Below are 25,572 nucleotides of genomic sequence, written 5' to 3'. Positions count from 1 at the left end.
CCCGCGCTTCGCGCCGGGGGAGGCTCTGTCACCTGCGTCGGGCTAGCGGACCTCGGCGCCGGCCAGCGCCAGCACGGTGGCGAGGCCGATGGCCATGTGCTGCAGGTCGCTGGGCTTGTCCAAGGTCAGGTACTCGTCGGGGGCGTGGGCCCGTTCGGCCTCGAAGCCGGCGCCGAGGGTGACGGCCTGGACGCCGAGGCTCATGGGGATGTTGGAGTCGGTGGAGCTGGCGCCGAAGCTGGGCTTGCCGCCGCCGGCCGCCACCGCCGCGGCCGCGACCTGCACGATCTCGGCGTCCATGGGCGTCGCGCCGACCGGGCGGTCGCCGATCAGCTTGTTGTCGACGGTGATCTTGCCGTTGGCGGTGGAGCGCGTGGCGTTCTCGGCGTCGGCGGCCTTGGGCAGGATGGCCAGGAACTGGTCCTCCTCGGTCTTCAGCTCGGCCTTGCCCTCCGAGCGCATGTCGACGGTCATCGACATGGCGAACGGGATCGAGTTCACCGAGGTGCCGCCGTCGACCAGACCGACGGTGTAGGTGGTCTTCGGCTTGGCGGGGACCTGGATCTTGCCGAACTGGGCCATGGCGTCGCCCATGGCGTAGGCCGGGCTGACCAGGCCGAAGGCGCCGTAGCTGTGGCCGCCGGGGCCCTTGAAGGTCACGTGGTAGCGCTTGGAGCCGACGCCGGCGTTGGTGATCCGCTCGCGGCCCGGCTCGAAGGAGATGAAGTACTTGATGCGGTCCTTGTACTTGCCCTTGGAGAACAGGTAGCGGACGCCGCGCAGGTCGCCCGGGCCCTCCTCGCCGACATTGCCCATGAACAGGATGTCGCCCTTGGTCTTGATCTTGGCGGCGTCCATCGCCCGGATCAGGCCGAGGTCGACGGCCAGGCTGGCGGTGTCGTCGCCGATGCCCGGGGCGCTCAGCTTGGCGCCCTCGCGGCGGACCTTCACGTCGGTGCCTTCCGGAAACACGGTGTCGAGGTGGGCGGTGACTACCAGCAGCGGGCCGCCGGCCGGACCCGTGCCGCGTCGCAGGCCCATCACATTGCCCTCGGCGTCCATTTCCACGTCGGAAAGCCCGTGGGCCTTCAGCATCTCCATGTAGGCCTTGGCGCGGGTCTGCTCCTTGAACGGCGGCGCGGGGATCTCGGTGAGGGTGACCAGGTCGGCGACGATCCGGTCGTAGTCGGAGGTGAGCTTGGCCACGGCGGTCTTGTACTGGCCGCTGGCGACCAGCTTCTTCATGGCCGCCAGGTGAGCCGCCGACGGCGCGTCGGCCGCGCTGGCGGCGGAGGTCGACGCCAAGGCGGCGACAAGCGCCAAGGCCGAAATCTGAAGCTTCATATCGATCCTTTGAGAACAGTCCCGCCGCGCCCCGACGGCGGCTAAGGTGAAGCTTACTTCGACTCAGCGACAAGGCGTCAAGCGCGATGAGGTCCGCCGGGTCGTATGCCTACGATCACGGCAAGAAACCTCGCCGCGAGGCTCGAACTTCCAGCCGCGCCCTGCTAGAGGCGTTTGATGTCCGAAGGTCCCGCCCCCTCCTCGACGCCGTCCCGCGCGGACGCCGGGCAGGCGTCCTTTGACCAGGCGCTGGAGGCGCACCGCGCGCAGCGGCTCGACGAGGCCGAGCGGCTCTACGGCGAGGCGCTGGCGGCCGATCCCGGCCACGTGCGGGCGCGGCACAACCTCGGCGCCCTGTGCCTGCAGCGCAAGCGGGTAGCCGAGGCGCTGTCGCACCTGGCGATCGCCGCCGGCCGCGGCGCCGGGACGGAGAACTGGGTCACCTATGGGCTGGCGCTGGTGGAGGCCGGCCAGTTCAAGCAGGCCGAGGACCTGCTCACCGACCGCCAAACGCGGGATGGGCAGTCCCAGGACGGGAGCGGGGGCAGCCCGAGGGTCGCGGCGCTGGCGCTGCGGCTGAACCACGCCTGGGGGCTGAGCCTGATCGCCGAGGGCCATTACGCGGCGGCCGAGGCCCGGCTGCGGCGGGCGCTGGAGACGGCGCCGGCCGAGGCCCGGCTGCACGCCGACCTGGGCGCCGCCCTGATGCTGCAGAAGGGCCGCGCGGCCGACGCCGAAATCGTGCTGCGCCAGGCGCTGGTGCTCGACCCCCGCCAGGTGGAGGCGCTAACCAACCTCGGCGTCGCAGTGCGCAAGCTGGAACGCGATGCGGAGGCCGAGGCGGCGTTCCGCCAGGCGCTGGCGCTCGATCCGGAAAATCCCGGCGCCCTGCGCAACCTCGGCAACCTGCTGAAGAGCCACGACCGGATCGCCGAGGCCAAGGCCTGCTACCTGGCGGCGGCGCGGATCGACGGCACGCTGTCGGCGGCCATGCAGGCGCACCTGATGGTGAGCACCTTCCCGATGTCGTGGGAGCAGATCCTACAGGAGCGATCGGCCTACCAGGCGGATCTGACGCGGTTCGGCTCCAGCCCGGCGACCTACGCCTTCGACACCGAGCCGAACAATCTTCCTTGGTTTCCGCTGTCGTACCACGGGCTCGACGACCGGGCGCTGCTGGAGCAGACCAGCGCGGTCCTGCGCCGGAAGAACCCCGGGCTCGACTACCAGTCGCCACGTCTGCGCGGCTGGAGCCCGCCGACCGGCCGGATCAAGGTCGCCTTCATCTCGGAATTCTTCCACGACCACGTGGTCGGCAAGTTGAACCGGGGTTTCATCGAGAACCTCGACCGCAGCCGGTTCGAGGTCGCGCTGGTCCACCTGTTCCACAGCAAGCAGGACGGCTTCCGCGCGCTGCTCGACCGCGCCGCCGACGTCTCGATCACGCTGGGCGAATCGCTGGAGGAGCAGCGCCGGCAGCTGGAAGCGCTGGCGCCGGACGTGGCGTTCTTCGCGGACATCGGCATGTCCGGCGAGGCCTACTATCTCGCCCACTCGCGGCTGGCGCCGGTGCAGGCCACCAGCTGGGGCCACCCGAACACCACCGGCGTCGACACCATGGACTATTTCGTCTCGGCCGCCTCGCTGGAGCCGGACGACGGCCCTGCCGCCTATGTCGAACGCCTCGCGCTGCTTGGCCGGCTGCCGACCTGCTACCCGGCGCCGAGCCTCGGCGATGCGTCGCTGTCGCGGGCGGACCTGGGCCTGCCGGCGAGCGGCGTCCTCTATGGCTGCCCGCAGTCGTTCTTCAAGATCCACCCGGCGTTCGACCAGGTGCTGGCGGACATCGCGCAGGGCGATCCCGACGGGCACATCGTGCTGCTCGATCCGGCCAAGCCGCACTGGACCGAGCTGCTCAAGACCCGCTGGCGCGCGCATCATCCGGCGCTGCTGGAGCGGGTCCGGTTCCTGCCGCGCATGCCGACCGGGCGCTTCGTCGCCCACCTCGGGCTGATCGACGTGCTGCTGGATCCGATCCACTTCGGGAGCGGCAACACCCTGTTCGAGCCGATGCTGCATGGCACGCCGATCGTCACCTGGCCGGGCCGCTTCGCCCGCGGCCGCATCGTCGCCGGGGCCTACCGGCAGATGGGGATCGCGGACGCGCCGGTCGCCGAGCGGCTGGAGGACTATGCGCCGCTGGCCCTGGCGCTGGGCCGGGACCCGGCGCGGCGGGCGCGACTGCGGACGGCGCTGCGCAGCGCGGCCCAGGCGGAGCTGTTCAACGACCTGAAGGCGGTGCGGGACTTCGAGACCTTCCTCTCAGCGGCGGTGGCCGCGGCCGGCCGCGGCGAGCGGCTGGCCAGCGGCTGGCGCGCCGACCCGGCGGCGGCATGAGCCAGGCCGGCTTCGTCGAGGCGACCTGCCCGGTCTGCGCCCATACGGTCGCCGCGCCCTTCTTCGACGGCGGGGCCCAGCCGCTGGCGACGCTGGGCTGGCCGGCGTCGGCGACCGAAGCCCAAGGCATGGCGCGGCATCCGCACGACTTCGTCCAGTGCCCGCGCTGCACCCACGTCTGGAACCACAGCTTCCGCTACGACGCCGTGCCCTACCGCGACGCGCCGAACCGGATGTTCAACAACGGGACGATCTGGAAGGGCCACCTGGCGGAGAGCTGCGAGCTGCTGGTCCGCCGGATGCCGGCCAATCCGGTGCTGGTGGAGATCGGCTGCGGCGAGGGGCATTTCCTGCGCGCCCTGGCGGGGGCCTGCGGCGGCGAGGGCCGCATCCTCGGCTTCGATCCCAGCACCCACCCGGAGACCGGCCAGGGCTTCGAGTTCCATGCCCGGCTGTTCGATCCGCTGGCCGACACCCCGCGCTTCGCGCCCGACGCGGTGGTGATCCGCCACGTGCTGGAGCACCTCACCGACCCGGCCGCCCTGCTCGAGAAGCTGGCCTGGGGCGCGTCGCAGGTGGACAAGCCGGTGTGGCTGTTCGCGGAAAGCCCCTGCATCGACCGGGTGTTCGCCACCGACCGGCTGGCGGACTTCTTCTACGAACACGTCTCCCACTTCACCACCGACAGCTTCCGCACCCTGATGGAGCGGTCCGGCGACGTCTTCGAGCTGGCCCACGGCTACGACGGCGAGGTGGTCTATGCCCTGGTCCGGCTGGGCGTGCCGGCCGCCGCCCAGGCCCGCGCCGCCGAGGCGCAGGCGTTCCGGCGGCGGAGCGACGCGAGCCGTCGCGAGATCGCCCGCCAACTCGACGCCCTGGCCGCCAGCGGCGAGCTGACCGCGATCTGGGGCGGCACCGGCAAGGGCGCGGCCTTCATGCATCAGTTCGGGGTCGACGCCGCGCGCTTCCCGCTGGTGGTGGATTCCGACCCCGGCAAGGTCGGCACCCACGTGCCCGGCGCCGGCCAGCAGATCCAGTTCCGCGACGTCCTGAAGACCCGGCCGGTGAAGGTGCTGATCATCCCCACCCAGTGGCGGGCCGCCGACATCGTCAGGGAGATGCGGGCGGCCGGGATCGCGGCGGAACGGATCCTCATCGAGCATGAGGGGCGGCTGATCGACTTCGAACGAGACCCGCACCCCTACCGCTAGGCATGAAGATCACCCTGCTCGCCATCGGCAAGCTCGGCCGCTCGCCAGAGACCGAGCTGGTGAAGCTCTATGCCGAGCGGGCGACGGCGGCCGGGCGCGCGCTGGGGCTCGGGCCGGTGGAGGTGGTGGAGGTCGAGAGCCGCAAGCCCGGCAAGGCCGCCGAGGCCGAGGCCTTGCGGCCGCACCTGGAGGGCGCCCACGTCATCGCCTGCGACGAGCACGGGACGGCGCGGCCCTCGCGGGCGTTCGCCGAGGAGATCGCCCTGATCCGCGACCGCGGGGCGCGGCGTCTCGCATTTGTGATCGGCGGGGCGGACGGGCTCGATCCCGCCCTGCTGGCGGCGGCGAACGGCAAGCTGGCCTTCGGGCCGCAGACCTGGCCGCATGCGCTGGCCCGCGCCATGCTGGCCGAACAGGTCTATCGGGCGGTCTCAATTCTGGCCGGTTCGCCCTACCATAGGGACTGATGCGCACAGCGGTTCTCTTCAGCGCGGCGATGGCGGCGACCGCCCTGGGCGCCGTCGCGATCGCCGCCACCGGCGAGCGGCTGGCGCGGCTGAACCTGGAGGAGACCGAGCTCTCCGCCGGCCAGGCCCGCAACATGAGCCAGCTGGCGCGGCTGCTGTCGGTGCTGGAACAGCTGCGGCGCGATCCGCCGCCCGCCCTGCTGGTCTCGCCGCGCGACGCCAAGGACGCGGTGCGCGCCGCCATCCTGGTCAAGGCGATGACGCCGGAACTGCAGCGCCGCGCCCAGGTCTACGCCCGCGAGGCCGGCGAGATGATGCGCCAGCGCCGCCTGGCGGCGGTGGAGAGCGAGGCGCTGTTCACCGCCGAGAGCGAGCAGGCCGACGCCGCCCCCGAGCCGGGGGCCGCCTCGCCGCTGCTGCGGGGGCCGACGCCGGCCCCGGCCCTATCCGATGCGAAGCTGGCCGCCCCGGCCGGCCTCATCGCCCCCGTATCCGGTCCGTTGACCCGCCGCTTCGGCGATGCGCTCGGCGGCGGCGGACGGTCCAACGGCTTGACATGGACCCCGGCCCGCGCCTCTCGCGTGGCCAGCCCCGGCGCCGGTCTCGTCCAGTATGTGGGCCCCGTGAAGGGCTGGGGGGTCATCTTGATATTAAGGCTGGCAGGCGGCTACCATCTCGTGCTTGCTGGCCTCGAACGCCCCACCGTGACGGTCGGACAATCCGTCGCGCCGGGACAGCCTGTCGGATGGATGCCGGATGGTCGACAATCGCCATCTGAACTCTATCTAGAGATCCGTGAGCAGGGCTCGCCAGTCGATCCTGCGCGTTGGATAAGAAACCAAACGGGCTGAGCGCCACGAAGGCGCCCCGGGGGCCTGTTTCATAAGCGGCCGGATGGTCGCAAGGGAGCCTACGGCAGGCGATGATGAAGAAGTACCTTCTGATCGGCGTTTCGGCCTTCGTGCTCGGCGCAGGGTCCATGGCCTACGTGAGCCAGCACGCCATGGCCGCGGCCGAGCCGCGGGCCAAGACCTATCGGATGCTCGGCCTGTTCGGCGACGTGCTCGACACCGTCGAGCGCCAGTACGTCACGCCGGTCGACGACACCAAGCTGATCCACGCCGCGCTCGACGGCATGCTCACCTCGCTCGATCCGCACTCCGGCTACCTCGACCCCGAAAGCTTCGACGACATGCGCGACCAGACGCGCGGCGAGTACGGCGGCCTCGGCCTGGAGGTCACCAGCGAGGATGGCGTGGTCAAGGTGATCTCGCCGATGGACGGCACCCCGGCCGCCAACGCCGGCGTGAAGGCCGGCGACTTCATCACCGCGGTCAACGGCGACAGCGTGCTCGGCCTGTCGGTCAACGACGCGGTCAAGCAGATGCGCGGCAAGCCCGGCGAGACGGTGACGCTGACCATCGCGCGCGAGAAGTCCGACCCGTTCGACGTCAAGCTGGTCCGCGAGGTGATCAAGCCCAAGTCCGCCACCGCCAAGATGGAAGGCGACTACGGCGTGCTGCGGCTCTCCGGCTTCAACGAGAAGACCACCGACGAGGCCGAGGAGGCCTTTGCCTCGCTGAAGGCCAAGAACCCGAAGATGAAGGGCCTGGTCCTCGACCTGCGCAACAATCCGGGCGGCCTGCTCGACCAGGCGGTCGGGGTCTCCGACCTGTTCCTCAACAACGGCGAGATCGTCTCCCAGCGCGGCCGCGATCCGCGCGACGTCGAGCGCTACAACGCCCGCCCGGGCGACATCACCAACGGCATGCCGATGGTGGTGCTGATCAATTCCGGCACCGCCTCGGCCGCCGAGATCGTCGCCGGCGCCCTGCAGGACCGCAAGCGCGCCGAGATCGTCGGCCTGACCAGCTTCGGCAAGGGCTCGGTGCAGACCGTGATCCCGCTGCGCGGCGGCATGGACGGGGCGCTGAAGCTGACCACGGCGCGCTACTACACGCCGTCCGGCCGCTCGATCCAGAAGACCGGCATCGAGCCGGACCTGGAAGTGGCCTCCACCAAGGACGAGGCGCAGTCGATCGCCAACCGCGCCTTCCAGTTCTCGGAAGCCTCGTTCAAGAACGCCCTGAACGCCGACGAGGGCAAGGTCCGCAAGGGGGCCCACCAGCCGGCGGAAGCCCCGCCGGAGGCCTTCGACGCCAAGAAGGACTTCCAGTTGGCCCGCGCCGAGGACGTGCTGCACTACGGCTCCGTCGCGGCCACGCCGAAGCTGCCGAAGCCCACGGCGCGGCTCGCCGAGGTGATCGGCTCCAAGGCCAAGGTGGCCGAGGTCAAGCCGCCGCAGATCACCAAGTAGGCCTGCGGCCGGAACATGCGATCGGGGCGGCTCGCAGGAGCCGCCCTTTTCGTTTGCGCGCCCTGCGGCGGGAGCGCGCGGCGCGGCGGTCAGGCGGCGGAAGGAAGCCCTTCATTAACCATATCGGCGGACCTTCCTGACGAAGGAGCCTTCCTACCTTGGCCATGATTGCGATTCCTCGATTGAGCGCGCCGCGGCTGAACCTCGCGGGCCTGAAGGGGCTGCTCGCCAGCCGTTACCTGCGACCCGGCGCTGCGGCCGTGCTGTTCGTCGTCGCCCTGGCGGTGGTGGCGCAGCTGGTCGGGCCGGGCGGCAAGCCGCGGCCGGTGCGCATCGGCCTCGCGCCGGTGTTCGCCCACGCGCCGCAGGGCTGGCGCGAGGCGCTGAGCGCGGCGCACGGGGTGTCGGTCACCGAGGACATCGTGCGGCTTTCCGAGCGGCCGCTGGCGCCGATGGCGGCGGGCGCCTGGAACGCCGGCCAGCAGGCCGCGCCCGTGGTCATCGGCGGCCCCCTGGCGGCGGCGCCGATCGCCGGCTTCTTCGCCCCGGGCCCCGGCGGGCCGTTGCCGATCATCGCCCAGAACGGCCGCACGCCGTTCGAGGCCTACGCCCGCCCCTTCGCCGGCAACGGCCGGCCGAAGATCGCCCTGGTGATCGGCGGCCTGGGCCTCAACGCCCGCGCCACCCAGGCCGCCATCGAGACCCTGCCCGGCCAGATCACCCTGTCCTTCGTGCCCTACGCCGAGGGCCTGCAGGGGTGGATCGACATGGCCCGCGCGCACGGCCACGAGGTGCTGCTGGAGACCCCGATGGAGCCGGTCGACTATCCGGACAACGATCCCGGCCCCTATACGCTGATGGCCGACGCCCAGGCCCCGGACACCACCAACAAGCTGGAGTGGATCCTGTCGCGGGCCACCGGCTATTTCGGGCTGACCAACTACCTCGGGTCGCGGTTCCTGGCCGACGACCACGCCTACGCCACCTTCATCGGCTCGGTGCGCGGCCGCGGCCTGGGCTTCATCGACGACGGCTCGGCCAGCCGGCGGATCGGCGGCGGCATCCCACGGGCCTCCGCCGAGCGGGTGATCGACGACCAGCTGAGCCAGCAGGCCATCGACCAGCAGCTGCTCGCCCTGGAGGCCGGGGCCCTGCAGCGCGGCCAGGCGCTGGGCGCCGGCTTCGCCTATCCGGTAACCCTGGAGAAGGTCGCGCGTTGGGCAGGTAGCGTGGAACAACGGGGTTACCAGCTGGCGCCGGCCTCGGCGCTGGCGCAGAAGCGATGAAAGATCTCTCCAAGTACCGGCCCAACGTCGGCGTCGTGCTGTTGCATCCGGACGGCCGCGTGTGGCTCGGGCGGCGGGCGGCGACGCCCGGCCCCTACAACTGGCAGTTCCCGCAAGGCGGCGTCGACGCCGGCGAGGACCTGCAGGACGCCGCGCGCCGCGAGCTCGCCGAGGAGACCGGCGCCCGGTCCGTCAGCTACCTCGGCCGCACAGACGACTGGGTCGCCTACGACTTCCCGAAGAACCACGGCGGACCCAAGGCCGCGCGCGGCTGGCGCGGGCAGAAGCAGGTGTGGTTCGCCTTCCGCTTCGACGGCCAGGAAGCCGAGTTCGACCTGCTGGCGCACGGCGAGCCGGAGTTCGACGCCTGGCGCTGGGCCTATCTGGACGAGGCGCCGGAGCTGATCGTGCCCTTCAAGCGGGCAGCCTACGAGATCGTGGTCCAGGCCTTCGCGCAATTTGCTGCGCTGCGAAGTCGCGGCGCAACAGCGGCGTGAAACCTGGCGGCCGCTCGCGGGTTTTGGGGTAGGATGACGCTGACGGGCCCGCAATCCAGAAGGCCCGCGCCGCACATCGGAAGCGAGGGGATATGACCAGCATCGTCATGGTGCACGGCGCCTTTTGCGGCGGCTGGGCTTTCGAGCGCCTGCGCACGCCGTTCGAAGCCGCGGGCTTCGCCGTCCATACGCCGGACCTGCGCGGCCACGCCGCCGCCGACGGCCCGGACCGGGTGATCGGGGTCTCGATGGCCGACTACGCCGCCGACGTCGCGGCGCTGTGCGAAAGCCTGCCCGGGGCGCCGATCCTGGTCGGCCACTCCATGGGCGGGCTGGTGGCCCAGATGGCCGCGCGGCGGGCCAAGCTGCAGGCCCTGGTGCTGCTGGCGCCCACGCCGCCCTGGGGCGTCGCCGGCTCCAGCCTGGAGGAGGGCATCACCGCCCTGGGGATCCAGATGATGAGCCCCTTCTCGTCGGGCGCCGTGGAGCCCGACGCCGGGCTGATGCGGAGCTACAGCCTGGACCGCATGCCGGCGGCCGAGCGCGAGGCGGTGATCCGCCGCCTGAAGCCGGAGAGCGGGCGCGCCGTGCGTGAGGCGCTGAACTGGTGGCTCGACCCGTTCATGACCACCAGCGTCGGGCCCGGCCGGCTGGCCGCGCCCGCCCTGGCCATCGCCGGCGAACTGGACGTGGTGCATCCGCCGGCCACGGTGCGCCAGACCGCCGAGCGGATCGGGGCGACGTTCGAGGTGATGCCGCAGATGAGCCACTGGCTGCCGGGGGAGCCGGGCTGGGAAGACATCGCCGACAGCGTCCTGCGCTGGCTGAGCGATGAGGCGCGCGCCGCGGCCTAGCGGCCGCGCAGCCGGCTCCAGCCGATGCGCAGCAGGCCGGCCAGCGAGACCAGCGCCCACGAGCCTTCCATGGCCACCGCCGAGAGATTGAAGTCGTGCGCCAGCGACAGCAGGATCAGGCCGGCGCCCGCGAAATTGGCGAACAGCGACAGCGGCCGCTTGGGGTCCAGCCGCCCGAGCGTGGCGGCGGCGTAGGCGAGGAGGATGGCGAGGACGCCGACGAGGCCGGCGGCGTCCGTCAGCCTCATCAGAACTTGCGTTCCTGGTAGAACAGCGTGCCGGTGTCGAAGCGGCCGTTCAGCGAGCTGCCGTCAGGCTTGCTCAGCGTCGAGAAGTTCACCGCGATCGAAGCGTTCGATTCCAGGTGCTCCCAGGACTTGCGCACGCGCTTGATGCCGTCCGGGTCGACGTTGACGTAGTTGGCCTGCAGGATCAGCTCCGGCTGGTGCAGGAAGGCCCAGGTGTTGATGGCGCCGACGATCGGCTTGTCCTGGCCGACGGCGAAGTGGACCTCACCCTGGCAGACGTCCTTGTTGGAGCCCTGCGGGAAGATGCTGACCGTGTAGTTCTTGTCGCCGCCGAGACCCATGGTCCAGCTGCCGTCGCGGCGGTTCAGCTTCATGCCGTTGGCCTTGGCGACGTCTTCGAGCTTCTGGCCGCGCACGATCGGCACGCAGACCTTCTCCAGCACCGAGAGCACCACCGCGCCGTCGCCCGAGGTGGGCAGGACCGGCGGCGGCGCGGCGGCAGCCGCCGGCGCGCCTTGCGGGGCGGCGCCGGCCGGCGAGGCGGGGGCCGCCTGCGGGACCGGCGAGAGCGGCGGCAGCGGCTGCGAGGAGGTGGTCGGCGCGGGGCCGGACGGCGGCGCAGCGGCCGGGGTCGGCGTCGACGGCGCCGGCGTGGTGGTCGCGGGCGCCTGGGCCTGCGCGGCGCCGGCGAGGCCCGCGGCGAGGATCAAACTGGCGAAGGCGGTGCGCATGGACGGTTCCCCTGACTTTTCAGCCCAGTATCAAACTTGACCACCGCGCCGGAAGCAAGGCCTCTCGGCGCCGTGCTAATGGCGAGGCCTAGGCGGCCTCGACGGCATGCTCGGCGAGCACCGTCAGTCCCTCCGGCGTCACGTCGGCGAACCCGCCGCGGACGTCGAAGACGATGACCCGGCCCTCGTCGTACACCCGCACCTGACCTTCTTTCAGGGCCGTCATGAACGGCGCGTGACCGGCCAGGACCCCGAAGTCGCCTTCGGAGCCCGGCGCGTCGACCTGATCGACCGGCCCGGCGAACAGTTCGCGCTCGGGCGAGACCAGGGAGAAGTGGAGCTTCTCGGCCATGGTCCCTTAGGCTTCCGACGCCAGTTGTTCGGCCTTGCGGACCGCGTCCTCGATGGTGCCGACGTTGAAGAAGGCCGGCTCCGGCAGGTGGTCGTACTCGCCGTCCACCAGCGCCTTGAAGGAGCGGATGGTGTCTTCGAGGCTGACCAGCACGCCGGGCGTGTTGGTGAACTGCTCGGCCACGTGGAACGGCTGCGACAGGAAGCGGCTGATCTTGCGGGCGCGGGCGACCGTCAGCTTGTCCTCTTCCGAGAGCTCGTCCATCCCGAGGATGGCGATGATGTCCTTCAGCGCCTTGTAGGCCTGCAGGGTCTCCTGCACGCGGCGGGCGACCTGGTAGTGCTCCTCGCCGATCACCAGCGGGTCCATGATCCGCGAGGTGGAGTCGAGCGGGTCGACGGCCGGGAAGATGCCCTGCGAGGCGATGTCGCGCGACAGCACCGTGGTGGCGTCCAGGTGGGCGAAGGAGGCGGCCGGGGCCGGGTCGGTGAGGTCGTCGGCGGGGACGTAGATCGCCTGCACCGAGGTGATCGAGCCCTTGGAGGTGGAGGTGATCCGCTCCTGCAGGTTGCCCATCTCGGTGGCCAGCGTCGGCTGATAGCCCACCGCCGAGGGGATGCGGCCCAGGAGCGCCGACACTTCGGAGCCCGCCTGGGTGAAGCGGAAGATGTTGTCGATGAAGAGCAGCACGTCCTTGCCCTCTTCGTCGCGGAAGTACTCGGCCTGGGCCAGGCCGGTCAGGGCGACGCGGGCGCGGGCGCCCGGAGGCTCGTTCATCTGGCCGTAGACCAGGGCGCACTTGGAGCCCTCGCCGCCGCCGGCCACGTTGACGTTGGACTCGATCATCTCGTGGTAGAGATCGTTGCCCTCACGCGTGCGCTCGCCGACGCCGGCCAGCACGGAGTAGCCGCCGTAGGCCTTGGCGATGTTGTTGATCAGCTCCTGCATGGTCACGGTCTTGCCGACGCCGGCGCCGCCGAACAGGCCGATCTTGCCGCCCTTGGTGTAGGGGCAGAGCAGGTCGATCACCTTGATGCCGGTGACCAGCACTTCGGCCGAGGTCGACTGCTCGGCGAACGACGGGGCCTCGCGGTGGATCGACGCGCTGAACGGCGAGTTGATCGGGCCGGCTTCGTCGATCGGGTCGCCGATGACGTTCATGATCCGGCCGAGCGTGGCCGGGCCGACCGGCACGGTGATCGAGCGGCCGGTGTCGACCACCGGCTGGCCGCGGGTCAGGCCCTCGGTGGTGTCCATGGCGATGGCGCGCACGGTGTTCTCGCCCAGGTGCTGGGCGACTTCCAGCACCAGGCGGAAGGGCTCGCCGGTGCGCTGGTCGGTGTTGGTGGTTTCCAGGGCGCTGAGGATCGCCGGCAGGTGGCCGTCGAACTCGACGTCGACGACGGCGCCGATGATCTGCACCAGGCGGCCGGTGGCGACGGCCTTCACGGTCGCCGGAGCCGCGGCCGAGGTCTTCTTCGGGGCGGCTGGCTTCTTCGCGGCGGGCTTCTTGGTGTCGGCTTCGGACATGTTCGGCTCTTTCGGTAAGGTCTAGATCGCTTCGGCGCCGGAGATGATTTCGATCAGCTCCTTGGTGATCTGCGCCTGGCGTGCACGGTTCATCTGCAGGGTGAGGCTGGCGATCATGTCGCCGGCGTTGCGGGTGGCGTTGTCCATCGCCGTCATCTGGGCGGCGAAGAAGCCGGCCTGGTTCTCCAGCATGGCGGAGAACACCTGGGTGGTGAGGTTGCGCGGCAGCAGCGCCTCGAGGATCGTCTCCTCGTCGGGCTCGTACTCGTAGGAGGCGCCCTTCAGGTCGATGGTCGCGCCGCCGGTGGAGACCTCGACCGGGATCAGCTGGCGGCCGGTCGGGATCTGGGTGACCACCGACTTGAACTGGCTGAAGAACAGGGTGACGACGTCGACTTCGCCGGCGTCGAACAGTTCGCGGATCTTGGCGGCGACTTCTTCGGCCACGGCCAGCGACGGGCTGCCGCCCGCCTCGATCGCGCCCACCGCATGGCTGCCGTAGAAGCGGCGGATCTGGTCGCGGGCCTTGCGGCCGACGGTCAGGATCTTGACCTCCTTGCCCTCGTTGAGGAGCTGGGAGATCCGCTCGCGCGCGGCGCGCACGATGGAGGAGTTGAAGCCGCCGGCCAGGCCGCGGTCGGAGGTGGCGACCACCACCAGGTGACGGCGGTCGGAGCCGGTTCCGACCAGCAGCCGCGGCGCGCCGTCGCCGGAGACGCCGGCCGCCAGGTTGGCGATCACCGCCGCCATGCGCTCGGCGTACGGCCGCGCGTTCTGGGCGGCGCTCTGGGCGCGGCGCAGCTTGGCCGCCGCCACCATCTGCATCGCCTTCGTGATCTTCTGCGTGGCTTTCACGCTGGAGATCCGATTGCGCATTTCCTTGACGCTGGCCATCGCCGGCTACTCGCTCCCTGCGACGATCTTAAGCGAAGGTTTCGGCGAAGGCGGCGAGCACGGACTTCAGGTCGGTCTCGACGTTCTTGAGATCCTTCTCGACGCGGATCTTGTCGAGCAGGGCCTGGTGCTTGCTGTGCAGGTGGGCGAGCAGGTCGCGCTCGAAGCGGCCGACCTGGGCGGTCGGCACGCGGTCGAGGTAGCCGCGGGTGCCGGCGTAGATCACCGCCACCTGCTCCTCGACCGACAGCGGCGAGTATTGCGGTTGCTTCAGCAGCTCGGTCAGGCGCTCGCCGCGCGCCAGCATGCGCTGGGTGGCGGCGTCGAGGTCGGAGCCGAACTTCGCGAAGGCGGCCATTTCCCGGTACTGGGCGAGCTCGCCCTTGATCGGCCCGGAGGCGGTCTTCATGGCCTTGATCTGGGCCGAGGAGCCCACGCGGCTGACGCTGATGCCGACGTTCACGGCCGGACGGATGCCCTGGAAGAACAGGTCCGTCTCCAGGAAGATCTGGCCGTCGGTGATCGAGATCACGTTGGTCGGGATGTAGGCCGACACGTCGTTGGCCTGGGTCTCGATGAGCGGCAGGGCGGTCAGCGAACCGGAGCCGTTGTCCTCGTTCAGCTTGGCCGCGCGCTCCAGCAGGCGGGAGTGCAGGTAGAAGACGTCGCCCGGATAGGCTTCGCGGCCCGGCGGGCGGCGCAGCAGCAGCGACATCTGGCGGTAGGCCACGGCCTGCTTGGACAGGTCGTCATAGATGATGACGGCGTGCATGCCGTTGTCGCGGAAGAACTCGCCCATGGCGCAGCCGGCGAACGGCGCCAGGAACTGCAGCGGGGCCGGCTCCGACGCGGTCGCGGAGACCACGATGGTGTAGTCCAGCGCGCCGCGCTCCTCGAGCGTCTTGACGATCTGGGCGACGGTGGAGCGCTTCTGGCCGATGGCGACGTAGATGCAATAGAGCTTGGCGCTCTCGTCGGTCCCGGCGTTGATCTGCTTCTGGTTCAGGATGGTGTCGATCGCCACGGCGGTCTTGCCGGTCTGGCGGTCGCCGATGATCAGCTCGCGCTGGCCGCGGCCGATCGGGATCAGGGTGTCGATGGCCTTGAGGCCGGTCTGCACCGGCTCGTGCACCGACTTGCGCGGGATGATGCCCGGCGCCTTGACGTCCACGCGGCGGCGCTCGGTGATGCCGACCAGCGGGCCCTTGCCGTCGATCGGCTCGCCCAGCGGGTTGACGACGCGGCCCAGGAGGCCCTTGCCGACCGGCACGTCGACGATCTCGCCCAGGCGGCGGACTTCGTCGCCTTCCGAGATGGTCTGGTCCTGGCCGAAGATCACGACGCCGACGTTGTCGCGCTCGAGGTTCAGGGCCATGCCCTTCACCCCGGCCTTGGGGAACTCGACCATTTCGCCGGCCTGGACGTTGTCGAGGCCGAACACGCGGGCGATGCCGTCGCCGACGGAGAGGACCTGACCGACGTCGGAGACGTCGGCTTCCTCGCCGAAGTTGGCGATCTGCGACTTGAGGATGGCCGAAATCTCGGCGGCGCGGATATCCATGGTCTTACGCTCTCTTCAGGGCGAACTTCAGGGAATCGAGCTTCGAACGGAGCGAAGCGTCGAACAGACGGGAGCCGACCCGCACCTTGATCCCGCCGAGGATGGCGGGGTCGACGCGGGTCTCGATTTCAGGGTCCTTGCCGAGCGCCTGGCGCAGGGCCTGGGCGACGCCCTTGGACTGGGCGGCGGTCAAGGGCAGCGCCGTGGTGACCTGGGCGGACACCGCGCCGCGGGCGTCGGCGGACAGGCGCTCGTAGGCGGTGATCACCGCCGGCAGGGCCGCCACGCGGCCGTTGGCCGCAAGCAGGCCGAGGAACTTCTTGGTGGTCGGATTGAACTTCGCCTTGTCGGCGATCGCCGCCAGGCCCCTGCCCTTGTCTTCGGCCGCGAAGGCCGGCGAGGCGATCAGGACGCGCAGGTCGCGGCTGTCGGCCAGGGCGGCCTTCAGCGACTTCAGGTCGGCCTCGACGGCCGCCGTCTGCTTCTGGTCTGTCGCGAGATCGAACAGGGCCTGGGCATACCTGCCGCCCACATTCGAAGCCTGGGAATCGTCCGCCACTTGATTGTCCGCCCGGTGCGTGTCGAAAGCCGCTGCGGAGGGACTCCGCGGCAGCCTTAAAGGCTTGAAAGCGCTTGGAAAAAGCACATCGGTCCGAAAGGCCTGGAAGACCCCTGGCCCAAAGCCGCGCGCCTGATAGCACGCGATCTTTGGCGCCGCAACCAAAGGGGCCGGACGGGCGCCCGCTTCTGCGGCGCCGGCGGCGACGCGAGGCGGTCCGGCGCCGCGCAACAACACGGAACGATTGTTTTTGACCGCCGCGGGAACATGACCCCGCATCGGTAGGTTGTCCCCGCGGGACACTGCGCGCGGCGAGCCGCGCGCTTTTTGCGCGGGGCTTCATGTCACTTTCGATTACGCAGATCCTGGACGATGCGCCGGATGGCGCGAGCGGCGTCGCCAACGGCCAGACCATCGGCGACAGCACGCCGGGCGTCGTCGTCCAGCTGACCGGCAGCGACGCCGCGGCGGGCACGAACCTCACTCTCTATAGTGTGGGCCAAAACGGCGCGCGCCAGGCGCTGCAGACCCTGACGGTCGGCTCCAACACGAGCTCGGTGATTTTCCGGCCCCCGGCCCTGGCGGAGGCGAGCTACACCTTCGAGGCGGACTCCGCGACCGCCGCCTCGAACCCGTTCGCGGTGACCATCGACCTGACGCCGGACGCCGCGCCGCTGCTCGTCAAGGTGATCGACGACGTGCAGCCCGACGGGCCGTTCTCCGGCCCCGACGCCGCCACCCCGCGGATGATCAACGATTCCACGCCGGTGCTGGAGGTCTCCCTGACCGGGACCAACGCCGCCGCCGGCGACCAGCTGAAGCTGTTCAGCAACCAGCCGACGCAGGTGCAGCTCACCCACACGGTGACCGCGGCGGAGGTGCAGAACGGCTACGTCGACCTGACGCCGACGCTTTCGGACGGCTGGTACCAGTTCCAGTCGCAGCTGACCCACGCCGACGGCGCCTTCGTGGGCGCGTCGAATGTCCGGGGCGTGCGCGTCGACACGGTCGCGCCGGTCGCGCCGCAGATCACCGCCGTGCACGACGACGCCGGCGCCGCGACCGGCGACGTGGCGAGCGGCGGCTCGACCGACGACACCACGCCGACGGTCACCGTGACCTTCGACCTCGAGCAGCCGCCGGCCGGCCCCGGCTCGCCGGGCCACAACCCCTACCCGCCGTCCAGCACCATCCAGGGCACGGTGCAGCTGTTCGCCAACGGGACGCTGGTGGGCTCGGCCTACGCCCAGGCCGGCCCGGCGACCATCACCACCTCGGCCCTGGCGCCGGGGACGTACGCACTGACCGCCCGCAACATCGACACCTCGGGCAACGTCGGCGCGACCTCGGCGGCCTTCAGCCTGACGGTGACCAGCGGCGATCCGGCCCCCACCGGCGGCGGACAGCTGCTGACCTCCCACCAGTACGCCGACAGCCTGGTGGGCGGCGCCGGGGACGACACCCTGGTGGCCGGCCAGGGGCCCGACGCGCTGACCGGCCACGGCGGCGCCGACGTCTTCACCTTCAAGGACCTGCCGTGGAACGCCGGCCACAGCACCGACTTCACGCTGGGCGCCGACCGCCTGGACCTCACGGCGCTGTTCCAGGCCAGCGGCTACACGGGATCGAACCCGATGGCCGACGGCTATGTCAGCCTGCAGTCCGACGGCGCCGACGGGACGGAGGTCTACTACGACACCGACGGCCCGGCGCCCGGCAACACCATCCAGTTCAGGATCACCGACCTCGACCACGTCTCGCCGACCGGCCTGACCTGGGCGCAGTTGGCAGGCGGCGCTCCGGCCGCCGGCGCCCCGCCGCCCGCCGGCGGCGGCGGGTCCCCGGGCCAGACCCTGACGTCATCGAAGTATGCGGACACGCTGACCGGCGGCGCGGGCGCCGACACCCTGAACGCCGGCCAGGGCCCGGACCGGCTGACCGGCGGCGGCGGGGCCGACAGCTTCGTGTTCGGCCAGCTGCCGTGGAACGCCGGCCACGTGACCGACTTCACGCCGGGCGTCGACAAGCTCGACCTCCGGGCGCTGTTCCAGGCGGCGGGCTATGCCGGGACCGACCCGGTCGGCGACCACGTGCTGGAGTTCCGCAGCGACGGGGCCGGCGACACCCAGGTCTACGTCGACGTCGACGGGCCCTCCGGAAGCCAATGGCCGTTCCTGATCACCACCCTGGATCATGTGGCGCCGAGCCAGGTCGGCGCGGGCGACTGGCTGTTCCACTAGGCGCAAAAAGAAGGGGCGCCGGCTTCGCGCCGGCGCCCCGCAGTTTCAGTGCTCGACAACAGAGCCCTGGGAGAGACGTCCTACTGCTTGGCGAGCTGGCTGCCGGGGCGCGCCGCCGCGACGCTGTTGCAGTCGCCGAGGCGGTCGGCCTCGAGTTGCTTGCGATCGCCGCCGAACGAGGCGAGCGGGCCGACCTTGCCGGCGATGGTCTTGCAGGCGGCGGTGGAGAAGGTCTGGGAGGTCGGCGCCTGGGCCAGGCACGCATCGGCTTCGCAGACGAACATCGCGCCGCCGGCGATGAACTTGGTCTTCTCGGCGACCGGCTGCTGCAGCTTGGCGGTGACGGTGTCGCCCGCAAAGGCGGCGGAGCCGGCCGAGAGGGTGACGATGGCCGCGCAGGCGGCCGCAAGGGTTTGGAGCTTCATGTGAGCCCTCCAGCGTTTCGGGGAGTGAACGGAACTTGACTACTCAGGGACCGGCCCGGCCCGCCTCGTGGGATCGCCGCCGGTATCCCCACCGTCGACGCGAAGCGAACTAAGCAACGCTAAGATAACAGTGTTAAGATCGGGCGCAACCGCAATTTTCGCACGACCGCTATGCGCGGATGCAGAGCCTCGTTGCCGCACCCCATTCACGGCCCGTCAATGTTGTTGGGCGTACCGCGCCAGTGGTAAGGGTCCGCCGGGCGGGGCTATCACGTAGGACGACCATATGGCCAACGCGCAGTCCTCAGGACCGGGCGGTCGCGATCCACGCACGCCCCGCGCCGCGCGCTCGCCGCTGCAGGCGATCCTGTACTGGGGCATGGTGCTCGGCGTCTGGGCGCTGATCTTCGTGGTGGCCTTCTTCGCGGTGTTCGCGGTGGACCTGCCCGACACCTCCAAGCTCTATGACGTCAAGCGGCAGCCGTCGGTCTCCTACCTGGACCGCTCCGGCGGGCTGGTGGCGGTGCGCGGCAGCCAGTACGCCCCGCCGGTCGACCTCGACAAGCTGCCGCCCTACGTGCCCAAGGCCTTCATCGCCATCGAGGACCGCTGGTACTACTGGCACTTCGGGTTCAACCCGTGGGGCATCATCCGCAGCCAGCTCTACAACCTGACCCACCACGGCCAGGGGCCGCTGCGCGGCGGCTCGACGATCACCCAGCAGCTGGCCCGCAACCTGTTCCTGACCCCGAACCAGACCTATCGCCGCAAGGCGCAGGAGCTGATCCTGGCGGTCTGGCTGGAGGCGCGGTTCTCCAAGAAGCAGATCCTCGAGCTCTACCTCAACCGGGTCTACTTCGGGGCCGGCGCCTACGGCATCGAGGCCGCCTCGCAGCGCTATTTCAACAAGCCCGCCTCGCAACTGACGCTCGGCGAGGCGGCGATCCTGGCCGGGATGATGAAGGGCCCCTCGCGCTATTCGCCGGTGGCGGCCAGCGACCGCGCCAGCCGGCGCGCCACCATGGTGCTGGACGAGATGGTCCGCATCCATGCGATCACCCCCGAGCAGCGCGCCGAGGCCTTCGTGACCCCGGTGCGGGTCAACCCCGTGCTGGCCAACCAGCGGGCGCAGTACTTCACCGACTGGGTGGACGATCAGGTCCGCCAGCTGGTCGGCGAGCCCACCGAGGACCTGGTGGTGGAGACCACCCTCGACCTGCCGCTGCAGGCCTCGGCCGAGCAGGCGGTGCAGGGCGGCGTCGCCGCGGCCAAGGCCCAGGGCGTGCAGCAGGGGGCGCTGGTCTCCCTCGACGGCGAGGGCCGGGTGCGCGCCTACGTCGGCGGCACCAACTACCTGCAGACCCAGTTCGACCGCGCCACCATGGCCAGGCGCCAGGCCGGCTCGGCCTTCAAGCCCTTCGTCTACCTGACCGCCATGGAGGCCGGCCGGACGCCGGAAACGCCGGTGGTCGACGAGCCGGTGACCATCGGCACGTGGCAGCCGCGCAACTACACCGGCAAGTACCTGGGGCCGATCACCCTGCAGGTGGCGCTGAAGGAATCCATCAACACCGTCGCCGCGCGGCTGGCCAACGAGGTCGGCACCGCCAACGTCGCCGCCACCGCGCGGCGCCTCGGCATCACCTCGCCGATCCAGCTCGACCCCTCGATGGCGCTCGGCGCGGTGGAGGTCAGCCCGATGGAGATGGCCCAGGCCTATGCGCCGTTCTCCAACGGCGGTTTCTTCGCCAAGGCCTATGCGATCGAGCGGATCCGCACCGCCAGCGGCCGGGTGCTCTACGACCACGGGGTCAGCCAGGCGGAGCGGCGGCCGGTGATCGGCCAGCCGGCGCTGTCCTACATGATCCAGATGATGCGCCAGGTGATCCAGTCGGGGACCGGCATGCGGGCCAAGGTCGGGACCTACGATCTGGCGGGCAAGACCGGCACCACCAGCGACTACCGCGACGCCTGGTTCATCGGCTACACCGGCGGCTTCGTCACCGCGGTGTGGACCGGCCGGGACGACAACACCTCGATGCGCAAGGTCACCGGCGGCGCGGCGCCGGCCGGCATCTGGCACGACTACATGACCGCCGCCCTGCCCCGCCTGAAGGTGCAGCCGATCCCCGGCGGCGACGTCGCCCCGCCGCCCCCAACCAGCCCCGACCTGATCGGCGACCTGCTGAACGGCGCGCCGGCCGGCCTTGTGCGGCCGCCGGAGCAGGGCCCGCCCGAGCCGCAGCCGGACCGCGTCCCGGCCGAGACGCCGCCGTACTGAGGTAATGCTCCTCCCCTGCGCAGCGGGGGAGGGGGACCATCGGCCGGAGAGCCGATGGTGGAGGGGGCGCGGGTTCGCACCTGCGTCGGCGCGCCCCCTCCGTCTCGCCGCTGCGCGGCGATCCACCTCCCCCGCTGCGCAGGGGAGGAGCTAGCGCTATCCCCGCCCGAAGGCGTGCAGGCGGGCGCCTTCGGCGCGCAGCCAGGCGCGGTGGGGGCGCTCGTCGCCGACCAGGGCGTTCACGTGCGCCCAGAACCGGGGCCCGTGGTTGAGCTCCAGCAGGTGGGCGCACTCGTGGGCGGCGACGTAGTCGGCGACCTCGAAGGGGGCCAGCGCCAGGCGCCAGGAATAGCGGATCGAGCCGGGCGCGCCGCGCGGCCCGGCGCGGCAGGAGCCCCAGCGGGCCTTGGCGTCCATGATCGTCACCTTGGGCATCTGCGCGCCGAGCATGGCGGCGTAGACCTCCGTGCGCTCGCCCAGCACCGCCAGGGCGCGGCGCCTGATCATCAGGATCACCGCGCGGGCGTAGCCCTCGCCCTCGCCCATGGCCGAGATCACCGCCGGCTGGCCGTCGGCGGCGGCGAGCCACTTGGCCCGGCCGGTCCCCTGCTCGAGCCGCACCGGCTCGCCGAACACCTGCAGCGTCATGCCGGGATGGATTGGCGAGCTATCGGGCAGTTCGGCCAGCCGCTCGGCGATCCAGGCGGCGCGTTCGCGGGCGAAGGCCGCGGCCTCGGCCAGGCGGCGCGGCGTCGGGGCGGTGGCGACGATCTCGCGGCGGGTGCGGTCCAGGCGCAGCGAGACCCGGCGCGCGCGGCGGTGGACTCTCAGGGTCACGACCGCGCCGGCCACCTCCAGCCGGTCGCCGTCGGCGAAGGCGCGGCCGAAGGGACTCATGGGGTGAATCTAGGCAGCGACTCGCTGCTTGTCGAAGCCCGCTTCTGTGCGGCGGATGAACGCCCTCACCCGCGGATAGATCTCGTCGCGGAAGCGGCGGCCGTTGAACACCCCGTAGTGGCCGACGTGCGGCTGCACGTAGTCCTCCTTCAGCTCCGGCGGCAGGCCGGAACAGAGGGTGTGGGCGGCCTGGGTCTGGCCGATGCCGGAGATGTCGTCGTTCTCGCCCTCGACGGTGAGCAGGCCGATGTCCTGGATCAGCGACGGGCGCACCAGCCGGCCGTGATGCTCCAGCTCGCCCTTGGGCAGCAGGTAGCGCTGGAAGACCACGTCGACGGTCTGCAGGTAGAACTCCTCGGTAAGGTCGAGGGCGGCGAGGTACTCGTCGTAGAATTCGTTGTGCTTTTCGGCGCTGTCGCCGTCGCCGTCCATCAGCTGCTGCAGGTAGCGCTGGTGGGCCTCCTGGTGCTTCTCCAGGTTCATGGACATGAAGCTGGCGAGCTGCACGAAGCCGGGATAGACGCGCCGGCCCATGCCCGGATAGGGCCCGGGCACGGTGTAGATCATGTTCGACTGGAACCAGGCGAAGGGCTTCTGCTCGGCCAGCCGGTTGGTGACGGTGGGCGACAGGCGCGCGTCGATCGGCGAGCCCATGAAGGTCATCGAGCCCGGGCGGCTCTCGTCGCCGTCCTCGGCCATCAGGGCGGCGGCGGCCAGCACCGGCGGCCCCGGCTGGCAGACGGCGACCACGTGCGGCCTGGGTCCCATCTGCTGCAGCATCTTGCGGACGTGGTCGATGTAGTCGTGGAAGTCGAAGCGGCCTTCCATCACCGGCACGTCGCGGGCGTTGGACCACTCGGTGATGTAGACCTCGTGGTCCTGCAGGAAGGCCTGCACGGTGCCGCGCAGCAGGGTGGCGTAGTGGCCCGACAGCGGCGCCACGATCAGCACCGCCGGCTCCAGCTCGCGGCGGCCGGCCTTGCGCATGTCGGCCATGTCGCGGGCGAAGTGGGTGAGCTTGCCCCAGGGGCTCGACCAGACCTCGGTGGGCCGCACGCGCACCGGGTGGCCGTCGACCTCGATGGTGTCGAAGCCCCAGGCCGGACGGCCGTAGCGGCGGGTCAGGTTGGCGAACAGGTCGGCGTTGGCGTAGAGGCGGCGCCCGAAGTCGGTCTCGCTCATCGGATTGAGCGGCGAGGACCAGAAGTCCCGCGTCAGCCGCGCTGCGAACCGCAGCGGCGTGGTCGCGTAGTATCCGGTCTCGTAGAGGGAATAGAGCATGCGGCCCTCAGTCCTTTGTGCGCCGCAACATAACACCCGAAGCGTTAATCGGGTCCACAAGCTTCACAGGAACGGCGTTCGGCCGCCGGGGATCGACGAACCCGTTCTCGATCCCTAGCAGGACTGGGCGCGGGAGCCCTGCTGCATGGCGGCCTGGATCTTCTGGGCCATCTGCTGCGGGGTGAGGCCGTAGGTGATCAGGCAGGCCAGGTCGCCCTTCGGGTTCATCAGATAGGTGATGGTCGAGTGGTTGACCGTGTAGTCGGCCCCCTCGCCGGCCTTCTGGTAGTAGACGTGGTAGGCCTTGGCGACCTGGTCCACCTGGGCCGGCGTGCCGGTCAGTCCCAGGGTGCGCCGCGGGAAGGCCTCGTTGGTCAGATAGGTCTTCATCTGCGTCGGCGTGTCGCGGGCCGGGTCGACCGAGATGAACACCGTCTGGAAGTCGCCGGCCCGGCGGCCGAGCAGCTTTTCGGTCTGGCCGAGCGCGAACAGCGTCGTCGGGCAGGCGTCGGGGCAATAGGTGAAGCCGAAGAACACCGCGCTCCACTTGCCCTTCAGCGCGCGCTCGTCGACGGTGCGGCCTGATTGGTCCGTCAGCTGGAACGGCCCGCCCACGGCGGCGGTTTGATGCTGGGGGGCCAGGATCCCGGAACGGATGGCCAGACCGGTGAGAATGGCGAAAGCCACGGCCAGGAGCGCGAAGATGGCGAGCAGGCGGCGGCTCATGTCCGATTTCCTCCGGGGCGCAGGCGTCCGGGCGACCGGAGCGCTGAGCTGAGCATGGCGAGCGTGCGGACCACCGGCGGCGCGGCGCTGAAGCCCGTGAGCCTCGATAAGACCGGCCACGGGCTGACGCAAGGCGAGGGCCACCACGAGGAGACCGATTGGGATCCCGGCGAGGTCCGCCGCAGCCACCTGCGGGTCCGCACCCTGGTCTCCCTGCGCTGGATGGTGATCGCCGGCGAGGTGCTGCTGCTGCTGGTGGTGGGCATGGGCCTGCATTTCCACGCGCCCTACCCGCTCTGCTACGCGGTGATCGGCGCCGGGGCATGGATCAACCTGCTGACCGGGGTGGCGTCACCGGGCCAGCGGGTGTTCGGCGACCTGGAGGCCACCGGCCAGCTGGCCCTGGACACCGTGCAGATCGCCGCCCTGGTGTTCCTCACCGGCGGCACCGCCAATCCCTTCGTGCTGCTGCTGATCGCGCCGGTGACGCTGGCCGCCGCGACCCTGCCCGCCCGCTCCGTGCTCGGCCTGGGCTTCCTGGCCGGCGGGGCGGCGGTGGCGTTGGCCTTCTTCTCGATGCCGCTGCCCGACGCGCCGGGCATGGAGAGCATCATGCCGCCCAGCTACCGGGTGGGCGCGGCGATGGCGGTGATGGCCGGCATCGCGCTGATCGCCGGCTATGTGCGCCAGGCGGCCGAGGAGTCGGCGCGGATGGCGCTGGCGCTGGACGTCACCCAGGCGGTGCTGGCGCGCGAACAGCGGCTCTCGGCCCTGGGCGCCCTGGCCGCGGCGGCGGCGCACGAACTGGGCACGCCGCTGGCCACCATCTCCATCGTCGCCAAGGAGATGGTCCGCGAGGCGCCGACGCCGACCGTGAAGGAGGACGCCGAGCTGCTGGTGGGCCAGGCCGAGCGCTGCCGCGACATCCTGCGCCGGCTCACCGACCAGCCGGCCGCCGCCTCCGACGAGGTCCACGAGCGGCTGTCGCTGCGTCAGCTGGTGCAGGAGGTGATCGAGCCGCACGGCGACGCCAAGGACGTGCGGGTGGAGGCCATCGTCACGGGCGCGCCGGGCGTAAAGGCCCCCGACATCCGCCGCATGCCCGAGATCACCCATGCCATGACCTCGTTCGTCGAGAACGCCGTGGACTTCGCCGCATCCGAGGTGCTGGTGAGCGCGCGGTTCGACGCCGACACCGTCTCGGTGGAGGTGCGCGACGACGGCCCGGGCTTCGCGCCGGAGATCCTGGCCAAGCTCGGGGAGCCCTATGTGACCACCCGGCCGGGGGCCGAGGGCTCGCGCACCGGACACATCGGGATGGGGCTCGGCTTCTTCATCTCCAAGACGCTGCTGGAACGAACCGGGGCCCTTGTGACGTTTCAGAACGGGCGGCCGCGTGGTGCGATCGTCGCCGCACGATGGCCACGGTCGAGAATCGAAGTGGGGTCGGACTGAGTTGCGGGCTTGCCGAACT

Annotated in this window: 23 protein-coding genes; 11 read left to right on the top strand and 12 right to left on the bottom strand. The window is 70.8% G+C overall.

Features of this window, described 5'->3' with window-relative positions; all coding sequences use genetic code 11:
• Positions 1-42 precede the first annotated feature (42 nt).
• Complete coding sequence (locus DJ021_RS07870) at positions 43-1,344, bottom strand: M20/M25/M40 family metallo-hydrolase (protein ID WP_111457019.1); 1,302 nt, start codon at positions 1,342-1,344, stop codon at positions 43-45.
• 177 nt (positions 1,345-1,521) lie between these two features.
• On the opposite strand from DJ021_RS07870, the gene DJ021_RS07865 reads away from it, so the two are divergent.
• From DJ021_RS07865 to DJ021_RS07830, 8 genes are all read left to right on the top strand, one after another.
• Entirely contained in the window at positions 1,522-3,741 is a 2,220-nt protein-coding gene (locus DJ021_RS07865; protein WP_111457018.1) for an O-linked N-acetylglucosamine transferase, SPINDLY family protein, read from the top strand.
• Positions 3,738-4,952 (top strand): class I SAM-dependent methyltransferase, encoded by a 1,215-nt coding sequence (locus tag DJ021_RS07860; RefSeq protein ID WP_111457017.1) that lies wholly within the window; start codon positions 3,738-3,740, stop codon positions 4,950-4,952. Before DJ021_RS07865 ends, DJ021_RS07860 begins: the two co-directional genes overlap by 4 nt.
• Before the next feature lie 2 nt (positions 4,953-4,954).
• A complete protein-coding gene (gene rlmH, locus DJ021_RS07855) occupies positions 4,955-5,419 on the top strand; it encodes a 23S rRNA (pseudouridine(1915)-N(3))-methyltransferase RlmH (RefSeq protein ID WP_111457016.1) in 465 nt (154 codons plus the stop codon).
• A complete protein-coding gene (locus DJ021_RS07850) occupies positions 5,419-6,270 on the top strand; it encodes a murein hydrolase activator EnvC family protein (protein WP_243625928.1) in 852 nt (283 codons plus the stop codon). Before rlmH ends, DJ021_RS07850 begins: the two co-directional genes overlap by 1 nt.
• Positions 6,271-6,344: 74 nt before the next feature.
• Positions 6,345-7,736 (top strand): S41 family peptidase, encoded by a 1,392-nt coding sequence (locus DJ021_RS07845; protein WP_111459021.1) that lies wholly within the window; start codon positions 6,345-6,347, stop codon positions 7,734-7,736.
• Positions 7,737-7,900: 164 nt separating this feature from the next.
• Complete coding sequence (locus tag DJ021_RS07840; RefSeq protein ID WP_111457014.1) at positions 7,901-9,022, top strand: divergent polysaccharide deacetylase family protein; 1,122 nt, start codon at positions 7,901-7,903, stop codon at positions 9,020-9,022.
• Positions 9,019-9,519, top strand: coding sequence for an RNA pyrophosphohydrolase (locus tag DJ021_RS07835; protein WP_111457013.1), 501 nt, complete (start codon positions 9,019-9,021; stop codon positions 9,517-9,519). Before DJ021_RS07840 ends, DJ021_RS07835 begins: the two co-directional genes overlap by 4 nt.
• A gap of 92 nt (positions 9,520-9,611) precedes the next feature.
• Complete coding sequence (locus tag DJ021_RS07830) at positions 9,612-10,373, top strand: alpha/beta fold hydrolase (RefSeq protein WP_111457012.1); 762 nt, start codon at positions 9,612-9,614, stop codon at positions 10,371-10,373.
• Here DJ021_RS07830 and DJ021_RS07825 read toward each other — a convergent pair.
• From DJ021_RS07825 to DJ021_RS07795, 7 genes are all read right to left on the bottom strand, one after another.
• Positions 10,370-10,621 carry a CBU_0592 family membrane protein gene (locus DJ021_RS07825; RefSeq protein ID WP_111457011.1) on the bottom strand — a complete coding sequence of 84 codons (252 nt, stop codon included), beginning with the start codon at positions 10,619-10,621 and terminating at the stop codon, positions 10,370-10,372. The genes DJ021_RS07830 and DJ021_RS07825 overlap by 4 nt on opposite strands.
• A complete protein-coding gene (locus DJ021_RS07820) occupies positions 10,621-11,352 on the bottom strand; it encodes a hypothetical protein (RefSeq protein ID WP_111457010.1) in 732 nt (243 codons plus the stop codon). Before DJ021_RS07820 ends, DJ021_RS07825 begins: the two co-directional genes overlap by 1 nt.
• 88 nt (positions 11,353-11,440) lie before the next feature.
• Entirely contained in the window at positions 11,441-11,704 is a 264-nt protein-coding gene (locus tag DJ021_RS07815; protein WP_111457009.1) for an ATP synthase F1 subunit epsilon, read from the bottom strand.
• A gap of 6 nt (positions 11,705-11,710) precedes the next feature.
• Positions 11,711-13,234 carry a F0F1 ATP synthase subunit beta gene (atpD, locus tag DJ021_RS07810; RefSeq protein ID WP_111457008.1) on the bottom strand — a complete coding sequence of 508 codons (1,524 nt, stop codon included), beginning with the start codon at positions 13,232-13,234 and terminating at the stop codon, positions 11,711-11,713.
• A 21-nt stretch (positions 13,235-13,255) separates the two neighbouring features.
• The gene (locus tag DJ021_RS07805) at positions 13,256-14,128 is read right to left on the bottom strand and encodes a F0F1 ATP synthase subunit gamma (RefSeq protein WP_111457007.1); all 873 of its coding nucleotides are present in this window, start codon (positions 14,126-14,128) and stop codon (positions 13,256-13,258) included.
• 28 nt (positions 14,129-14,156) lie between these two features.
• Positions 14,157-15,689, bottom strand: a complete 1,533-nt coding sequence (gene atpA / locus DJ021_RS07800) for a F0F1 ATP synthase subunit alpha (RefSeq protein ID WP_111457006.1) — start codon at positions 15,687-15,689, stop codon at positions 14,157-14,159.
• A 4-nt stretch (positions 15,690-15,693) separates the two neighbouring features.
• On the bottom strand, positions 15,694-16,248 hold the full coding sequence (locus DJ021_RS07795; RefSeq protein ID WP_111457005.1) for a F0F1 ATP synthase subunit delta: 555 nt from the start codon (positions 16,246-16,248) through the stop codon (positions 15,694-15,696).
• Between the two features lie 341 nt (positions 16,249-16,589).
• On the opposite strand from DJ021_RS07795, the gene DJ021_RS07790 reads away from it, so the two are divergent.
• The gene (locus DJ021_RS07790; RefSeq protein ID WP_111457004.1) at positions 16,590-18,488 is read left to right on the top strand and encodes a type I secretion C-terminal target domain-containing protein; all 1,899 of its coding nucleotides are present in this window, start codon (positions 16,590-16,592) and stop codon (positions 18,486-18,488) included.
• Between the two features lie 80 nt (positions 18,489-18,568).
• Here the strand turns inward: DJ021_RS07790 and DJ021_RS07785 are convergent, their stop codons facing one another.
• On the bottom strand, positions 18,569-18,913 hold the full coding sequence (locus DJ021_RS07785) for a DUF8200 family protein (protein ID WP_111457003.1): 345 nt from the start codon (positions 18,911-18,913) through the stop codon (positions 18,569-18,571).
• 286 nt (positions 18,914-19,199) lie between these two features.
• Between DJ021_RS07785 and DJ021_RS07780 the strand changes: the two genes are divergently transcribed.
• Positions 19,200-21,194, top strand: coding sequence for a transglycosylase domain-containing protein (locus DJ021_RS07780; protein ID WP_111457002.1), 1,995 nt, complete (start codon positions 19,200-19,202; stop codon positions 21,192-21,194).
• A 156-nt stretch (positions 21,195-21,350) separates the two neighbouring features.
• Here DJ021_RS07780 and DJ021_RS07775 read toward each other — a convergent pair whose 3' ends face one another.
• From DJ021_RS07775 to DJ021_RS07765, 3 genes are all read right to left on the bottom strand, one after another.
• Positions 21,351-22,091, bottom strand: a complete 741-nt coding sequence (locus DJ021_RS07775) for a M48 family metallopeptidase (protein ID WP_111457001.1) — start codon at positions 22,089-22,091, stop codon at positions 21,351-21,353.
• 9 nt (positions 22,092-22,100) lie between these two features.
• Positions 22,101-23,372, bottom strand: a complete 1,272-nt coding sequence (locus tag DJ021_RS07770; protein WP_111457000.1) for a polyhydroxyalkanoate depolymerase — start codon at positions 23,370-23,372, stop codon at positions 22,101-22,103.
• Positions 23,373-23,486: 114 nt separating this feature from the next.
• Positions 23,487-24,098: an SCO family protein gene (locus tag DJ021_RS07765; protein WP_111456999.1), complete on the bottom strand. Its 612-nt coding sequence runs from the start codon at positions 24,096-24,098 to the stop codon at positions 23,487-23,489.
• A 54-nt stretch (positions 24,099-24,152) separates the two neighbouring features.
• Between DJ021_RS07765 and DJ021_RS07760 the strand changes: the two genes are divergently transcribed.
• On the top strand, positions 24,153-25,553 hold the full coding sequence (locus DJ021_RS07760) for an ActS/PrrB/RegB family redox-sensitive histidine kinase (RefSeq protein ID WP_111456998.1): 1,401 nt from the start codon (positions 24,153-24,155) through the stop codon (positions 25,551-25,553).
• Positions 25,554-25,572: the final 19 nt, after the last annotated feature.

The organism is Phenylobacterium hankyongense (assembly GCF_003254505.1).
Taxonomy (GTDB): Bacteria; Pseudomonadota; Alphaproteobacteria; order Caulobacterales; family Caulobacteraceae; genus Phenylobacterium; species Phenylobacterium hankyongense.
The sequence above is the reverse complement of the archived record's forward strand: the minus strand, read 5'-3'. Positions and strand labels throughout refer to the sequence as shown.

Coding starts and splice junctions, on each gene's coding strand:
- DJ021_RS07870 (WP_111457019.1), bottom strand. CDS start 1,344: ATGAAGCTTCAGATTTCGGCCTTGGCGCTTGTCGCCGCCTTGGCGTCG.
- DJ021_RS07865 (WP_111457018.1), top strand. CDS start 1,522: ATGTCCGAAGGTCCCGCCCCCTCCTCGACGCCGTCCCGCGCGGACGCC.
- DJ021_RS07860 (WP_111457017.1), top strand. CDS start 3,738: ATGAGCCAGGCCGGCTTCGTCGAGGCGACCTGCCCGGTCTGCGCCCAT.
- rlmH (WP_111457016.1), top strand. CDS start 4,955: ATGAAGATCACCCTGCTCGCCATCGGCAAGCTCGGCCGCTCGCCAGAG.
- DJ021_RS07850 (WP_243625928.1), top strand. CDS start 5,419: ATGCGCACAGCGGTTCTCTTCAGCGCGGCGATGGCGGCGACCGCCCTG.
- DJ021_RS07845 (WP_111459021.1), top strand. CDS start 6,345: ATGAAGAAGTACCTTCTGATCGGCGTTTCGGCCTTCGTGCTCGGCGCA.
- DJ021_RS07840 (WP_111457014.1), top strand. CDS start 7,901: ATGATTGCGATTCCTCGATTGAGCGCGCCGCGGCTGAACCTCGCGGGC.
- DJ021_RS07835 (WP_111457013.1), top strand. CDS start 9,019: ATGAAAGATCTCTCCAAGTACCGGCCCAACGTCGGCGTCGTGCTGTTG.
- DJ021_RS07830 (WP_111457012.1), top strand. CDS start 9,612: ATGACCAGCATCGTCATGGTGCACGGCGCCTTTTGCGGCGGCTGGGCT.
- DJ021_RS07825 (WP_111457011.1), bottom strand. CDS start 10,621: ATGAGGCTGACGGACGCCGCCGGCCTCGTCGGCGTCCTCGCCATCCTC.
- DJ021_RS07820 (WP_111457010.1), bottom strand. CDS start 11,352: ATGCGCACCGCCTTCGCCAGTTTGATCCTCGCCGCGGGCCTCGCCGGC.
- DJ021_RS07815 (WP_111457009.1), bottom strand. CDS start 11,704: ATGGCCGAGAAGCTCCACTTCTCCCTGGTCTCGCCCGAGCGCGAACTG.
- atpD (WP_111457008.1), bottom strand. CDS start 13,234: ATGTCCGAAGCCGACACCAAGAAGCCCGCCGCGAAGAAGCCAGCCGCC.
- DJ021_RS07805 (WP_111457007.1), bottom strand. CDS start 14,128: ATGGCCAGCGTCAAGGAAATGCGCAATCGGATCTCCAGCGTGAAAGCC.
- atpA (WP_111457006.1), bottom strand. CDS start 15,689: ATGGATATCCGCGCCGCCGAGATTTCGGCCATCCTCAAGTCGCAGATC.
- DJ021_RS07790 (WP_111457004.1), top strand. CDS start 16,590: ATGTCACTTTCGATTACGCAGATCCTGGACGATGCGCCGGATGGCGCG.
- DJ021_RS07785 (WP_111457003.1), bottom strand. CDS start 18,913: ATGAAGCTCCAAACCCTTGCGGCCGCCTGCGCGGCCATCGTCACCCTC.
- DJ021_RS07780 (WP_111457002.1), top strand. CDS start 19,200: ATGGCCAACGCGCAGTCCTCAGGACCGGGCGGTCGCGATCCACGCACG.
- DJ021_RS07775 (WP_111457001.1), bottom strand. CDS start 22,091: ATGAGTCCCTTCGGCCGCGCCTTCGCCGACGGCGACCGGCTGGAGGTG.
- DJ021_RS07770 (WP_111457000.1), bottom strand. CDS start 23,372: ATGCTCTATTCCCTCTACGAGACCGGATACTACGCGACCACGCCGCTG.
- DJ021_RS07765 (WP_111456999.1), bottom strand. CDS start 24,098: ATGAGCCGCCGCCTGCTCGCCATCTTCGCGCTCCTGGCCGTGGCTTTC.
- DJ021_RS07760 (WP_111456998.1), top strand. CDS start 24,153: ATGGCGAGCGTGCGGACCACCGGCGGCGCGGCGCTGAAGCCCGTGAGC.